Origin of the sequence: Flavobacterium flabelliforme (assembly GCF_017948675.1) — a bacterium.
Classification (GTDB): domain Bacteria; phylum Bacteroidota; class Bacteroidia; order Flavobacteriales; family Flavobacteriaceae; genus Flavobacterium; species Flavobacterium pygoscelis.
The window spans coordinates 48,125-63,623 of the sequence record NZ_JAGFBU010000001.1 but is presented as its reverse complement, the minus strand read 5'-3'; the positions used below and the strand labels follow the sequence as shown (position 1 = coordinate 63,623).

General features: G+C 32.9%; 10 protein-coding genes. 2 read left to right on the top strand and 8 right to left on the bottom strand.

Going from position 1 to position 15,499, the window contains the following annotated elements:
* Nucleotides 1-6: 6 nt before the first annotated feature.
* Nucleotides 7-1,050, top strand: a complete 1,044-nt coding sequence (locus tag J3S90_RS00270; protein ID WP_210643915.1) for an RluA family pseudouridine synthase — start codon at nt 7-9, stop codon at nt 1,048-1,050.
* Nucleotides 1,051-1,273: 223 nt separating this feature from the next.
* On the top strand, nt 1,274-1,828 hold the full coding sequence (locus J3S90_RS00265; RefSeq protein WP_210643913.1) for a C40 family peptidase: 555 nt from the start codon (nt 1,274-1,276) through the stop codon (nt 1,826-1,828).
* A 286-nt stretch (nt 1,829-2,114) separates the two neighbouring features.
* Here J3S90_RS00265 and cysK read toward each other — a convergent pair whose 3' ends face one another.
* The 8 genes from cysK to J3S90_RS00225 form a co-directional block, all read right to left on the bottom strand.
* Nucleotides 2,115-3,029 carry a cysteine synthase A gene (gene cysK / locus J3S90_RS00260; protein ID WP_210643911.1) on the bottom strand — a complete coding sequence of 305 codons (915 nt, stop codon included), beginning with the start codon at nt 3,027-3,029 and terminating at the stop codon, nt 2,115-2,117.
* A 5-nt stretch (nt 3,030-3,034) separates the two neighbouring features.
* Nucleotides 3,035-3,871 (bottom strand): serine O-acetyltransferase, encoded by an 837-nt coding sequence (locus J3S90_RS00255; protein ID WP_210643909.1) that lies wholly within the window; start codon nt 3,869-3,871, stop codon nt 3,035-3,037.
* 281 nt (nt 3,872-4,152) lie between these two features.
* Complete coding sequence (gene lpdA, locus J3S90_RS00250; RefSeq protein ID WP_188049849.1) at nt 4,153-5,541, bottom strand: dihydrolipoyl dehydrogenase; 1,389 nt, start codon at nt 5,539-5,541, stop codon at nt 4,153-4,155.
* Nucleotides 5,542-5,722: 181 nt separating this feature from the next.
* The gene (locus tag J3S90_RS00245; protein WP_210643907.1) at nt 5,723-6,487 is read right to left on the bottom strand and encodes a LytR/AlgR family response regulator transcription factor; all 765 of its coding nucleotides are present in this window, start codon (nt 6,485-6,487) and stop codon (nt 5,723-5,725) included.
* A gap of 59 nt (nt 6,488-6,546) precedes the next feature.
* The gene (locus J3S90_RS00240; protein WP_210643905.1) at nt 6,547-7,866 is read right to left on the bottom strand and encodes a RagB/SusD family nutrient uptake outer membrane protein; all 1,320 of its coding nucleotides are present in this window, start codon (nt 7,864-7,866) and stop codon (nt 6,547-6,549) included.
* A gap of 11 nt (nt 7,867-7,877) precedes the next feature.
* Nucleotides 7,878-11,216 carry a SusC/RagA family TonB-linked outer membrane protein gene (locus tag J3S90_RS00235; protein ID WP_210643903.1) on the bottom strand — a complete coding sequence of 1,113 codons (3,339 nt, stop codon included), beginning with the start codon at nt 11,214-11,216 and terminating at the stop codon, nt 7,878-7,880.
* Between the two features lie 9 nt (nt 11,217-11,225).
* Complete coding sequence (locus J3S90_RS00230; RefSeq protein WP_210643901.1) at nt 11,226-13,823, bottom strand: zinc-dependent metalloprotease; 2,598 nt, start codon at nt 13,821-13,823, stop codon at nt 11,226-11,228.
* An 86-nt stretch (nt 13,824-13,909) separates the two neighbouring features.
* Nucleotides 13,910-15,481, bottom strand: coding sequence for a sensor histidine kinase (locus J3S90_RS00225; protein WP_210643899.1), 1,572 nt, complete (start codon nt 15,479-15,481; stop codon nt 13,910-13,912).
* Between the last annotated feature and the right edge of the window lie 18 nt (nt 15,482-15,499).

Sequence of the window (15,499 nt, the reverse complement as noted above, 5' to 3'; positions counted from 1 at the left end):
CAATTAATGAATAATACTGTAGATACAATAGATTTAGAAGACGAGTTATATGAACATTTTAGATTTGAAGTTCCTAAAGGCCAAGCGGCTTTACGAATTGATAAATATTTGATGGGATTGATCCAAAATGCAACTCGCAACAAAATACAAACTGCCGCAACCGAAGGGAATATCTTTGTAAATGATGCGACGGTAAAATCAAATTATAAGGTGAAAGCGAATGATGTAGTTCGTGTGATGTTGACTCATCCTCCATACGAAAACCATATCATTCCAGAGAATATTCCGCTGGATATTGTTTATGAAGACGATACTTTATTGCTGATAAATAAATTGCCAGGAATGGTTGTGCATCCTGGTCACGGGAATTATACAGGAACTCTGGTTCATGCTTTGGCGTATCATTTTGATAATTTGCCAATGAATAGTAGTGAGCGTCCTGGATTAGTACATCGAATTGATAAAGACACTTCTGGTTTGCTAGTTATTGCCAAAACAGAAGCTGCTATGACCCATTTAGCAAAACAATTTGAAGCGAAAACTTCTGAAAGAGAATATGTAGCTTTGGTTTGGGGAAATGTGGTTGAAGATAATGGAACGATCGAAGGAAACTTAGCGCGCCACTTGAAAGACCGCATGCAAATGGCTGTTTTTGCTGATCCAGAAATAGGAAAGCCTGCCATTACACATTACAAAGTTTTAGAGCGTTTTGGGTATGTAACTTTGATTTCATGCCAACTAGAAACGGGTAGAACACACCAGATTCGCGCGCATTTAAAACATATTGGTCATCCTCTTTTTAATGACGAGCGTTATGGCGGTCATTTGATTTTGAAAGGAACTACGTTTACCAAATACAAACAGTTTATAGACAATTGTTTTAAAGCATTACCAAGACAAGCCTTACATGCTAAAACATTAGGTTTTGTGCATCCTACAACGGGTGAATTAATGCGATTTGATACAGAATTACCACAAGATCTTCAAGATTGTATTGAGAAATGGAGAAATTATTCTAAGTCTCATGGGACTGATGAAGTAGAAGAATAAGATTAAAAAAAGCTCCGTTATGGGGCTTTTTTTATAGAATTAATTTATTGCTATTCAGTATTTTTTTCTTTTATAAATGTTGTTTTTTACCTCGTTTAATTCGAATTATATAATTTAATTTGATTTGTAACGTTGAGATAAGTAGTTTTCTTTTCTTATTCAATTTTAGAGTGTAAAATTTCTTTTGTTTAAAGCTATATTTTTTTTTATTTAAATTTTTAATATGACCTATAAAAATATCCATTTTTTTAAATTCAGAATCGTTTTTTATTTAGTACTATTTTTGTTTTTAACGGATGCGTATTCCTCTACAAAAACGGGAATTTGTAAAAAGTGGTACTATGAAATAAATAGTAAAGACACCTTAACTGAGCCAATTCAAAACGAGTTGTCTTTAAGAGATAAGATTATCAATTACGGAAAAGGTTTGATAGGAACGCCTTATGTGGCAGCGGGATGCAGTGCAAAAGGTTTTGATTGTTCTGGATTTGTTTATTTTGTATTTAATCATTTTAATATAAAAGTTCCCAGAAGTTCTTCGCAGTTTAAAAATTTTGGTAAAGAAATTGCTATCGAAGAGGTTCAAAAAGGAGATATACTGTTGTTTTTGAGTCCTACCAGAAATGTTATTGGTCATGTAGGTATTGTTACAAATCCGAAAGGCTTGGATAGTGATTTTATACATTCCTCGTCAGGTAGTGAAATGAAAGTGATAGTTACTAGTTTAAAAAAACCAGGTTATGCAAAAAGATTTGTAAAGGCAGTACGGGTTTTGTAATTTGGATCTAATTTTATCTTTGAATCATTTTTTTTCCATTACAAACACGTAGAAAAGTGAATTTTTTTAATTTTAAAACAATTACACTGCACTCTATTTTTACTATTTTATTTATATTAAGTCCTATTTTTTAATTTAGAAATTATTCTTTTTCTAAAAACTCTTTGAAAAATATAAACCTCCGTAAATGCTGTTTTCTAAAAGCAGATTTACGAAGGTTGTTTGATATTAAAAGGCATATATGTAGTCGTTATGCAATCCGAGTAATACTTGTTTAATTGACTGCTTATACAAACAATCCCTCAACACTTAAGTAATGTTCTCCTGTGTCGTAGCAAAAAGTTAAAACTGTAGCATTCTCAGGAATTTCTGTTAGTTTTTTAGCTACTGCTGCTAAAGAAGCGCCAGAAGAAATTCCAACAAACATTCCTTCTTCTTTTGCGGCTCTTTGTGCATAAGTAAAAGCATCGTCTTTACTCACTTGAATTGTTCCGTCTAATAAATCGGTATGCAAATTAGCAGGAATAAATCCGGCACCAATTCCTTGAATAGGATGCGGACCCGGTTTACCACCACTAATTACTGGAGAGACTTCTGGTTCTACAGCAAAAACTTGTAAGTTGGGATAATGTTGTTTTAATATTTCAGCACAACCAGTGATATGACCACCGGTTCCTACGCCAGTTATCAAATAATCCAATCGATCAGGAAAAGCTTTGATGATTTCTTGAGCAGTAGTTTTTTTGTGAATATCAATATTTACAGGATTGTCAAATTGAAGTGGTGACCAAGCATTTGATAATTCGTTGACTAATTCCTTTGCTTTTTCTATAGCGCCAGTCATTCCTTTTTCACGAGGTGTTAAAACAAATTCAGCTCCGTACAAACTCATTAATCTACGTCTTTCTATAGACATCGATTCTGGCATTACTAGTATTAGTTTGTATCCTTTTACAGCAGCAACCATAGCTAATCCAATACCGGTATTTCCTGATGTAGCTTCTATTATGGTTCCGCCTTCTTTCAACAGTCCTTTTTGTTCTGCATCTTCAATCATGGCAAGAGCAATTCTATCTTTTATGCTGGCTCCAGGATTGGCACGCTCTAGTTTTATCCAAACGTTTTGGTTTGCCCCAAATAATTTATTTATTTTTACATGTGGTGTATTGCCTATTGTTTCGAGTATGTTATTGTATTTCATAATATTTATATTGAGAAAAAATTAATTTCTTTTATTTCTTGTTGATTTAAAACAGTGTTTTTATTGGATTGCATTACAAAAGAATAGGGATTTAGACTTTTAGTTACAAAAGTATTTCCACCAATAATACTGTGATTCCCTATTATAGTGCTTCCGCCAAGAATAGTAGCATTTGCATAAATAATCACATGATCTTCTACAGTAGGATGTCGTTTTTTTTCTTCCATGCTTTTTTCTACTTGCAGAGCTCCAAGAGTTACCCCTTGATAAATACTTACGTGTTTTCCTATGATGGTAGTTTCGCCAATCACAATTCCTGTTCCGTGATCAATGATAAAGGGAATACCAATAGTTGCTTTTGGGTGAATATCAATGCCTGTTTTGCTATGCGCATATTCTGTCAGTATGCGAGGTAATAAGCAATTTGTTAACCCCGAAATAGCATTGGCAATCCGGTACACTTCGATAGCGAAAAAACCAGGATACGAGTTAATAATTTCTTGAATGCAATCGGCTGCGGGATCAGTGTCTAAAATTGCTTGCGCATCTTGCTGCATCGCCGAATATAAATCTGGAAGTTTACTATAAAAGGCAGCTGTTACTGCACGACTTTTAGAGGATGTTTTATCTTTATTAATTTCAGTTAAAATAGCTGTAAACTTTGCTTTGTTTTGTTCTAAAAGCAGTTCGATTTGAATGGTTTCTAACGCTTTTTCGGGAAAAATAATTCGGAATAAATCATCTAGCCAACTAATGATTTTAGAAGAATCGATAGCTCTCACCCAATTTTTATTTTGGTTTTCGTGGAGTATATTAGAGAAGTTGTGTGTTTCAGTGTTCATCAATTGTATAATAAATTCAATATTTAAGGAGTCAAATGACTTAGAACACAAAGATAGAATAGAAATTAATAGTTTTTTAGATACAGTTTGTAAATATATGTTAAGATGTTAATCATAGAAAAGATTGTTTGAAAAGAATCAAAGTACATTCTTTTTGTTATCATACCAAACAGAATAAATAGATGTTTAATCTTTACAATTGAGCAAAAAAAAATCCGTTTAGAATTTCTAAACGGATTTAATAAGTGAATAAGAAATCATTTCTTTTCTCTCAATGAATGCTATAAGTGAATTACTTCATCGTAAGCTGCAGCAACAGCTTCCATTACTGCTTCACTCATTGTTGGGTGTGGGTGAATTGATTTTAGGATTTCATGACCTGTAGTTTCTAGTTTACGAGCAACAACTGCCTCAGCAATCATATCAGTAACACCAGCACCAATCATGTGACAACCTAACCATTCGCCATATTTTGCATCAAAAATTACTTTTACAAATCCATCAGGAGTTCCTGCTGCTTTTGCTTTTCCTGAAGCAGAGAATGGAAATTTACCAATTTTTAATTCATATCCTTTTTCTTTAGCTTGCTTTTCTGTTAAACCTACTGAAGCAATTTCAGGAGTTGCATACGTACAACCCGGAACGTTTCCGTAATCGATAGGCTCTACATGTAAACCTGCAATTTTCTCTACACAGTTGATTCCTTCTGCAGAAGCAACGTGTGCCAATGCTTGTCCTGGTGTGATATCACCAATAGCATAATATCCAGGAATATTAGTTTGATTGTAAGCGTTTACTAAGATTTTATCTCTATCTGTAGCAATTCCTACTTCTTCTAAACCTATGTTTTCAATATTAGTTTTGATTCCAACTGCCGAAAGTAAAATGTCTGCTTCTATAACTTCTTCTCCTTTTGCTGTTTTTACAAATGCTTTCACACCAGCTCCGGTAGTATCAATTCTTTCTACAGACGAGTTCGTCATGATTTTAATACCAGCTTTTTTCAATGAGCGCTCCATTTGTTTCGAAATATCTTCGTCTTCAACAGGAACTACATTTGGCATAAATTCTACGATAGTCACTTCCGTTCCCATAGAATTGTAAAAATGTGCAAACTCAACTCCAATTGCTCCAGAACCCACAATAATCATTGATTTAGGTTGTGTTGGCAAAGTCATTGCTTGACGATATCCTATTACTTTTACACCATCTTGAGGTAAACTTGGTAATTCACGAGAACGCGCTCCAGTAGCAATGATGATATGATCCGCACTGTATTCTGTAACTTTATTCTCTTTATCCGTAACATCAACTTTTTTACCAGGTTTTAGTTTTCCAAAACCATCAATTACGTCGATTTTATTTTTTTTCATTAGGAACTGAACTCCTTTACTCATGTCTCCAGCAACAGTTCTACTGCGTTGTACAACAGCAGGAAAGTCTTTGTCAAATGATGAAATAGTCAATCCATAATCAGAAGCGTGTTTCAAATAATCAAAAACCTGAGCTGATTTCAGCAATGCTTTTGTTGGTATACAACCCCAGTTTAGGCAAACTCCACCTAAACTTTCTTTTTCAATCACAGCTACTTTAAAGCCTAATTGCGATGCTCTAATGGCAGTAACATATCCACCTGGTCCACTTCCTAAAACTATAATATCGTATTTCATTTTTTAAAGTATTTATTTTTTTAAATTATAATAATGCAATTCGCAACAGCGCATTTCACTTTATATTGAACTTTATTCATTAATTGAGATGGCGAATTTAAGGATTTATTTTTAAAATTGAACTTAGTATTGAGTTGCATTCCTTTTTTTTAGGTAAGTGAAATCTAAGCACAAATTAATCTTAGTGATTAAGCCATTTTTTGAAATTATTTATTTCTTTTTTACTAAGAATAATAGGATCGTTCTCTACTGCTTTGACCGTGAGTTTTAATTCTATTTTTTGATTAGAATGTTTGATTATTTCACTGATAATGGTTCGTCGAACGATATATTTTCTATTTACCTTAAAAAAATGTTCCGAATCTAAATTGTGAATCAAATCTTTGATAGTATTGTTGTATAAATAGCTATTGCCAGAATTAGTATGTACAAATAGGTGTTTTCCAGTAGCTACAAAATAACTAATATCAGTTTCATTTATAGAAATAAGTTTGTATCCGTGATTGACTAAAAAGTGATGCTGAATCTTTTTTTGTTCAGGATTAGCAATGGCGTAAAGTGATTGTAAGGTGGAATCGCTTTTGAAACGCTCTTTTATCTTGGTAAACTTTACTAAGGCTTCTAGTAATTCTTGCTCTTCGAAAGGTTTTAAAAGGTAATCAATGGTAAAGTGTTTGAATACTTTAATGGCATACAAATCATAAGCGGTAATAAAAATAACAGGACATGAAATATTCGTTTTCTCAAAGATCTCAAGACTTTTTCCGTCTCCTAGATGAATATCCATGAAGGCTAGATCGACTTTATTATCTGTAAAGAAAGTGACTGCATCTTCTACTGATTTTAAAATGGTGATTTGATCTATGACAATCACTTCTTGCTGCTCTAAAATTGATTTTAGATAGCTCGAAGCAAGATGTTCATCCTCAACAATGGCAATTTTCATTTGCTTTTTTATGTAAAGTTAAAAAAAAAGTCCAGCTATAAAAGCTGGACTTTTCTTATTTACAAATCAGGATTGTTTAATCGCACATTTGCCGGAAAGGGTAGGGTATAACGAGGATCATTCTGAGTTAATGTATAGCTTGTTCCATCGAGCATATGAACAATTTGTTTTTGAGAAGCTCTTCTTAAATCAAACCAACGATGGCCTTCTACTGTAAACTCTCGTTGTCTTTCTTGAGAGATAAAATTAGAAAGAGCCACTTTATCCATTGCATTGATTTCTAAGGTCAGTTGGTCAAAACCTGCTGCAGTATATCTTTTTTCGATAAAAGTTAGTATCGTAGTTTTGGCTGCAGCCAAATTGTTCACTTCATTTAAAGTTTCTGCTTTTGTAAGATACAATTCAGCCGTTCTAAAAGAAGATTTTTGATTGAGCTCACCGCCTTTTTTGAATTTGAAACGGCTTCCGTTTACTAGAAAATAAATAGGAAAGCGCAAATCAGTTTGCTTATTAAATGCTGCAATTAAATCTACAGAAACATACGAAGCACTTTTTAAACTATTGATAAATGTATCTTCAAGCGCTAGAATTGATTCGGCTGTGTCGTAATTGTTTGGCAAAACACTTTTGGTGTTCAGGTTTACTAATTCATTTTTATATGCCAATGCATTATTCACAGCTTCCAGCGCTTTAGACCATTCCTTTTGATACAAATAAATACGAGATTCAAATGCATATAAGGCCGCTTTTGAAAAACGGTAATTAATTCCCTTAACTTGTGTTTCTATATTCAATAAGCTTTTTGCCTGCTCTTTGTCTAATTGAATTTGGTTGTAAATGGCAGCCACACTTTCTGGAACATAGGCTTGTTCTAAATCTATTTTTAGTGCTAACGGAACTCCTTTATCTGTAGGGGCGGTTGCAGGGTTATAGGGTTTTGCAAACAAATTGATTAGATCAAAATAAGCCATTGCTCTAAGGGCATGAGCTTCGCCAATTAGTTGGTTTTTCTCCGGTGAGTCGGAAACTTTTTTACTTGCTTCATTGATTACAACATTCGAATAAAAAATCACATTATACAATTGTTGGTATTGGAAATCAGTTGTTAATCTATCAGGATTAGCATCTTTCCAGATGTAGATGTCTTTGTAGTACACTAAATCATCACTATACTCATTTAACATTAACTCATCGCCTCTCAAAGAAGTTAACGATTTGTGTTGTGGATATACTTCGTAGCCTTTTGTTAGTACGGCTCTAAAATCATTTAAAGTTTCTGGAATAACTTTTCCCACTGGTTTTACGTCTAAATAATTATCACAACTTGTTACAGCTACCACAGTGATAAACAAGAGTATATATTTTGTTATATTTTTCATCTTAAATTGGTTTAAAAAGTTATGTTACATCCTAAAGAGAATGACTTTGGAATAGGTTGAGCGTAAATATTTCCGAAAGTTTCTGGATCAAAATATCCTTTGTAATCAGAACTAATCACGAATAAGTTTCTAGCCTCGGCACTAAAACGAATGCTTTCTATAAATATTTTTTCGCTTGCTTTTTTAGGTAAAGTATACCCCAAACGTACACTACTTAAGCGCATATAGCTCATTTCTTTAACCCATGTGTCTAACAATTTGTAAGTATCCAACGGACTTGCGCTTGAATACCAGTTGTACGCCATCCAGGAATCTCCAGTTCCAGAGTCTTTACTATTGATTGCTGGTAACTTTGATCCTGTATTAGTAGGAGACCAAGCATTTAAGATGTCAGTTGTGTAATTGTGACTGCGATCAACAGTTGTACCGTTGTAAGGAGGTGTTTGTACGACAGTTTGTTTGATGTTGAAAGTAGTAGCAACCGATAAATCAAAATCATGCACTTTAAAAGTATTGGTAAAACCACCTATGAATTTAGGATCTAAATCTCCTGCATACGTAAATAAATCTCTAGTTGCTTCAGCAGTCAATTTAGATTGCGAAAGTTCTCCAGGGAAAAAATCAGCAAACGGATCAAACAATTCAAATAGCGTTTGTGTATTTACAGTTTCTCCTTTTTTGTTGATAAATAATGGGTATCCGTTTTCGTCAATTCCTGCCGTTTTCAAAGCAAAAACTGCATTTACCGGATAACCTTCTCTTGACGGAAGGTAACTGTTTGATCGCACTTCTAAGCGATCTACATTACTCTTATTGTGCGAAAAATTGATGTTAGAGGTCCATTTAAAGTTGGGAAGATCAATGTTTTTTATTGCAATAGCAATTTCAAAACCTTTATTGGTTACTTGTGCCCAGTTTAGTGTTGTAAATTCGAAACCATTTTCTAAAGGAAGAGAACGAAGTCCAATTAAATCGCTACTTTTTCTACCATAAACATCGGTTACAAAGCTAATACGATTATTAAACAATCCTAAATCTAGTCCTAAGTTGGTATTTGTTGTTTTTTCCCAACGCAACTTATCGTTTGGAGGACTTGTAATAGTGATAGTTGGTTCAGTCTGACCAGGAAGTATTGTTGCATTTTTATATTCACCAACTACATAAGGGGATGTGCCTTTGTCTATGTTTCCTTGAAGTCCGTAGGAAGCACGCAATCTCAAATTAGATATAGTACTGTTGTCTTTTAGGAAATCTTCTTGTGATATTAACCACGAACCAGAGGCAGCCCAAAGTGGCAAATATTTATATTTAGGATCTACTCCAAACAAGTCTGATCCGTCATAACGTACACTACCAAAAACAGTATATTTTCTATCATAAGTATAAGCTGCAGTTGCATAAAAAGAAGCATATGCATTTTCATTTTCGTTTTTTCGGTATGTTTTGTAAGCTTCTTCATTTGCTAAACTTTCATTCGGAAATATAATTTGTGTTGTATTTAATGTTTTTGGATCAAATCCAAAACCTTTAGTTGCAACAGCAGTACTGTAACTTCTTCTTAACTCATTTCCTACCATGAAATCTACCTCATGCTTTTCATTAAAAACAGTAGAGTAATTTACCATTGTTTTCCAGTTGTATTGAAAAAAATCAGTATTTGTATTTTGAATTATACCACCATTAGGAAGAAAATAGTTGTAGCTCCCGTTACTATATCTACGAGTTTTTTCTCTTTCTTTTCGTGTAAAATAAGTTTCTTTATCGGCAAATTTCTCGCTTGAAGTGTTATCTAGCTGCAAACCAATTTGAGAGCTTATTTTTAAATCTTTAATAATTTTGTAATCTAAATCAAAAATTGCTTTGAAGGCTCTGTTTTTTAATTCATAAGAACTATTTTCTTTTTCTTCTAAAATATTAAAAGGAACATATCGATCGGAGTAACCGGTAATATCTTTGTCATAGTTATAACTTCCATCTGCTTTTAGTGGTGTTAGATAAGGATTTACAGAGCGTGTATAATTTGCCGGATTTGTGAATCCGTCCGTATCAGTTATGTACGATTTTGTGCTGCTTTGAGCACCAAACATAGCAATACCAACATTTAATTTATCAGTAAGGTCGTAGTTGTTTTTTAACGTCAAATTATATCTTTTAAAACCAGTTCCAATGGTCGCTCCCTCTTCATCAAAAACTCCCAAAGAGAAATAGTAATCTGATTTTTCTCCACCTCCAGAAAGGCTTAAGCCGTGTTGGGTGTTTACCGAATTTTGATACAATAAATTACCCCAATTCGTGTTGTTATTTCTTAAGCTATTGATTGATTGTTGCGTAGTAGGGTTTAAAGCTGAAAAGCCACCTGCTCTAAACGTATTTAACTCATTTGAACCATTTAAAATGCGGGCAATTTCTCCTCCATTATCTCTGTATGTCAAATCAGATCTACTAGCCATTGCAAGTTCAAAATCGACCTTTTGATTACTGTTCATCAAATTTAATTTTGAGAAATCAGGCTTTTGTGTGATAAAAGTGGCGGTATTGAAATTGACTTTCATGTTCCCTTTTTTTCCTTTTTTTGTTGTAATTACAATTACACCATTGGCAGCTCTCGCTCCATAAATAGCTGTTGCAGCGGCATCTTTTAGGATAGTGATATCTTTGATATCATCAGGATTTAGGCCTGCAATAGAGTAATTTGTTAATTGATCTATATTGTCTTTGTCATAATTTTTAGGCACATCGTTACTCTCTAAAGGTAAACCATCCAGTACCCATAAAGGATCTTGTGAACCGGATAGTGAGGCTGTTCCTCTAATTCTTATTTTTGCAACCGCACCTGGAGCACCAGTTCCTGGAGTAACTGCAACCCCTGTAATTTGTCCTACTAATAGTTGGTCTATACTTGCTACACCAGCCTGCTGAATATTTGCCATCGCTACATTGGCAACAGCAGCAGTCAATTTTCTTTTTTCTATTTTTTGGTATCCTGTAATAATAACTTCTTGCAACTGACTTACATCTGAAGTTAAAGTTATATTGTAATTTTTTTGAGCAGTTATTTGCAAAGTATAAGATTTATAACCTAGATAACTGACTCTTAGAGAAGTAATATCTTTATTAATTTTTAATTCAAAATTACCATCCATATCAGTAATCGTTCCAATGCTTGCGCTTTCTATAACACCTTCTTGTTTGGTGCTATTAGATACTGAGGTATTCTCCGCATAAATTGAAACCCCTGGTATAGGAAGGTTGTCTTGTGAGTCAATTATTTTACCAGTGATAATTCTGGTTTCTTGTGCATATCCTGATATGGCGCACAAGAGGAGTAAAGTGAGTATTAATTTTTTCATTTTAGTGGTTTATAAAGTAGTTGTTAATGCTTTTTTGATGCGTTGTATTAAATCTAAATAATGATTCTTGGTAGATTGATTTCCGGTATTCTTTTTCATTTCTAATAATTGAAGAACTTTGTTTAATTCTCCTTTTTTATCAGAAGTGATTTCAGAAACGCGTTTCAAAGAAGATTGATTGATGTTTCTAGCCATTTGACTCTCATTAAGATGATTACACAAATTAGGCATGGCTAGTGTTTGTTGAATATCTATTATTTTCTTGGCATCCGTTTTTTCAAATAGTTTATTTGTAGATACAATTAAAACATCAACATAATTTTTCTGCGTCATGCGTTCTAAAATCGACAATGATTTGTTTAGAATTGTTGGAGCAAATACGTGTTGATGAACTTTTTTGAATAAATTATTCACCGTAAATATATTTTCTTTGCTTCCATTTCTTTGATATAATTCATTTTCAGTCATTCTCATTAAACGTTCGTCACTAAATAGATCGTATAAAATACTATACTGTAATTCGCGCGATAAAGTATAAGGTGTATATTCATAAGGTCCAACAGGAGAATCTTTTAAAGGATTTGTTTTGTCTAAAATTGGATTGAAAAATAACCATTCTGGAATCGTAAGAACATTTTTGATTAAATAATCGGCGGCATTATTTTGAGTAAGAGCAGCAACTGGAATGTAACTTTGTTTGTTATCTCCATGAACGGTGGCATTAAGGTAAACACCTCCAATATTATTTAAGACATGACGATTGTATAATTGCCATTGGCCAATTGTGCCAATATATAATTTTCCTGTTTCGTAATACGTATCATCCTTTTCATAAGTCCATTCAAGAATGTTATTTACAACACGCTTTAGATTTTTAAGACCATATTCACTAGCCTTTACAGCATCATTTCCTAAATCTTCAGATTGTGATCTTGGATCAATTGTTGACGCACCATCTTGTTGTTCACCATAAAAATAAATAGGATCGTTTTGATGTTTGCTAATCAATGCATTCAGTTTATTGGTTTCGTTCTCTTCTTCAGGATACCATCTGTATCCCCAATCTATGGCGTATTTGTCATATTCCCCAATTTTAGGAGTGATAGCAGTTACATTATCTTCAGGTTGTGCCACATAATTATAACGTGCATAATCCATAATTGAAGGTGCAGTTCCGCCCATTTTTTCTGTAAAATCTTTAGATCGTAACGACTCAACATCGTATGCAAAAGAAGAACCCATATTGTGTTTTAACCCAAAAGTATGTCCAACTTCATGAGAAGATACAAAACGAATCGCTTCACCCATGTGCTCATCACTAAACTTATTGCCTCTTGCTTTTGGATCTATAGCTCCAGTTTGAATGCGCATCCAGCTGTGTAAAGAAGTCATCACATTATGCCACCAGATAATATCAGCTTCGATAATTTCTCCACTTCTAGGATCTACCACAGAGGGTCCCATGGCATTTGCTTTTTGAGAGGCAGCATATGTTATTACAGAATATCTTACATCATCAATATCAAAATCTAAATCAGCTTCTGTAGGTTCTTTGGCAATTATAGCATTTTTAAATCCAGCTCTTTCAAAAGCAATTTGCCAATCATGAACTCCGTCTATGATATATTGTCTCCACTGTTTTGGTGTAGAGGGATCAATATAATATACGATAGGTTTTAATGGCTCAACTAATTCCCCTCTAAGGTATTTTTCTTGATCTTCTTTTTTAGGTTCTAATCGCCAGCGGGTAATTAGTTCTTTTTCCATCATGGCATGTTGCGCATCATTAAAATACCAATGTTTTTCTGTAAAATAACCAATTCGATTATCAGAAAAACGTGGTTTCATAGGCACTTTGTCAAGAAGAATAATATTACTAGTGACACCAAGTGTTACTGATAATGAGGGACCACCTTCGGATACCGAGGTGGTTAATTGCGATTTGACTACAATGTTTTTTGGGAATGATTTTGCGCCTTCAATATAGGATAAGTCGGATTTTACAGAACCTCCAAATCCAATATTACTCAACACATCATTAAAACTTTTTTGTTTGCCATCAAAAATTTTATTGACTTTAATTACAACCGAAGTAGAGTCGTTATTTTTGGTTTCAATATCAAAAAACTCAATAATAGACTCAGAGAAATTATTGGCTACAGAAGTCGTTATGGCATCCTCTTTTGGAGATGAAACTTTAGGGACGTATGATTTTACCCAAACTTTTTTGGCTACTGCATCTTTATAAAAACTGATTATTTTGTTTTCATAGTTCATTCCTTTATTTAAACCCGCATCATTAACCTGAAAAGGAACTTGTGATAGTTTATTTACAACCAGAAATTCTCGGTTAAACAAACTGTCTTGAATTTCAAAATACAGATCTGTTTTTACCTCAATGATATTGAATAATCCTTTTTTTACTGTACCATCTTTGATCAAATCGTTGTACTTTTTACCTTTTTTGGAGGCTGTACTATCTTTTGCTATTTCGGTATTGTTTGCTTTTTTATTTTTCTTTTGCGAATAACTGGAAACAGAAAGCAATAAGAATAAAAATAAAATGTAGATTGTTTTATAGTTTTGCAACAAAGCCTTTTCCCTCATTTGAATGTTAAGTTTAGGTTAATTTTCGGCGAAAACTATTGATTTTTTACGCTTTAAAAAAATAAACGGGAGTGAGTGGCTTTTTTTTAGGAGTGGATGTCAATAAGAGGTAGAATACAGGTAAAAGTTTCTTCTTTTTCTGATACTTCAAAATCATTTTTAGAATAATAATCATAAATACTTCTCAAGTAATTGAGACCAAACTTGGTACTTGGCTCCGTATTTGGCTTTTTTTGCAAATTATTTATCACAATAACTTTATTTTTCTCTACTATTATTTGAGTATGCAAAGGTTTATCGTGTGTGGCTAAATTATGCTTTATAGCATTTTCTACCAGAATTTGAAAAGATAAATAGGGCAAACTCTTGCTTAATGCAGATTCATCCTCAATTTTTATGGTAAAAATTAATTCATCATTAAAACGGGTTTGCTGCAAGAAAATATATTTTTCAATAAATAATAGTTCCTGGTTTAGGGAGACAATATTTCCCTCAGGAGGATCTATTAAATAACGGTAAATTCGTGATAAATTTAATGTAAACTTTTTAGCAATTTTCCCATCACTATCAATTAACATATAAAGTGAATTTAGCGAATTAAATAAAAAATGAGGATTAATTTGCTCCTTAAGTTGTCGCAATTGAATCAATGCTTTTTCCTTAATTATTTTTTCGTTTTCTAAAAATAATGAGTTTTTTTCTTTGGTAAGCTGTGCTTTCTCTAAGTAAGACCTTCGGTTTGCTCTAGCAAATAAATAAAAGATAAAAAGAAGCATTGCTGTGGTAACCAAATAGATTAAGGTTGCATATTTTTTTACCAAATTGACATTCTCATCAGCAAAAACTTTTGGGAAATTCACGCTAATATACCAGTCTGATCCTTGTACATCAAGCTTTTTTGTAAAACGAATAACATCCAGTTTTAAATACTCTGAAAGAGAGATTCTCTTAATGAAATTTTTGTCTTTATTGAATAAAGTATCAGAGGGTTTTAAATTGGAAATTTTAAAAATATTTTGGCCAATAAATAAAATATCTGGATGAAAAATACAGATTCCATTTTGATCAAACACAAAAATATAATTTGGAGCCTTTTCATCTACTGTTGAAAAATAGTTATGTAAGGCTTTTAAATTAATATCATAGCCATATCTAACGATCGTTTTATTGGTAGATTCAAGTTTAAAAAAACAACGCCAAACCCATTGATTTCCTTCTTTAATTATGCTACTATTTTGCGTTAAATCTTTATTTTTAGCTACAAAACGATTGATGTTATTTTGATAGGTTATTTCATTCTCTCCTTTTCCAAAATGAATTTTACCATCGTCTATCTTGAACCAGTTATGAAGTACTAAAGAATCAGTAGCTTGAATAGCACTTACTACGGCAATGTTTGAAACTAATTCTCTAGGAATACTTATTTTTAAAAGTTCCTTAATTTGTCTTTGAGGTTCTAGAAATTTAGAAAACTCCTGAGAAACTAGTTCTTGTTTTTTAATAAAGTTACGTTGTGCCATTTCTTCATTTGACTTTTCAGTAATTTTTGTGATTAAGTTACTTAACACAAATACTGAAATTCCGGCAAGAAGTATAGATATGATGCCATAGACCAAAAAGGCGCGTCTAGTAGTGGTATATTTTAATTTAAATTTCAAATAGTTTAGGGTTAGATT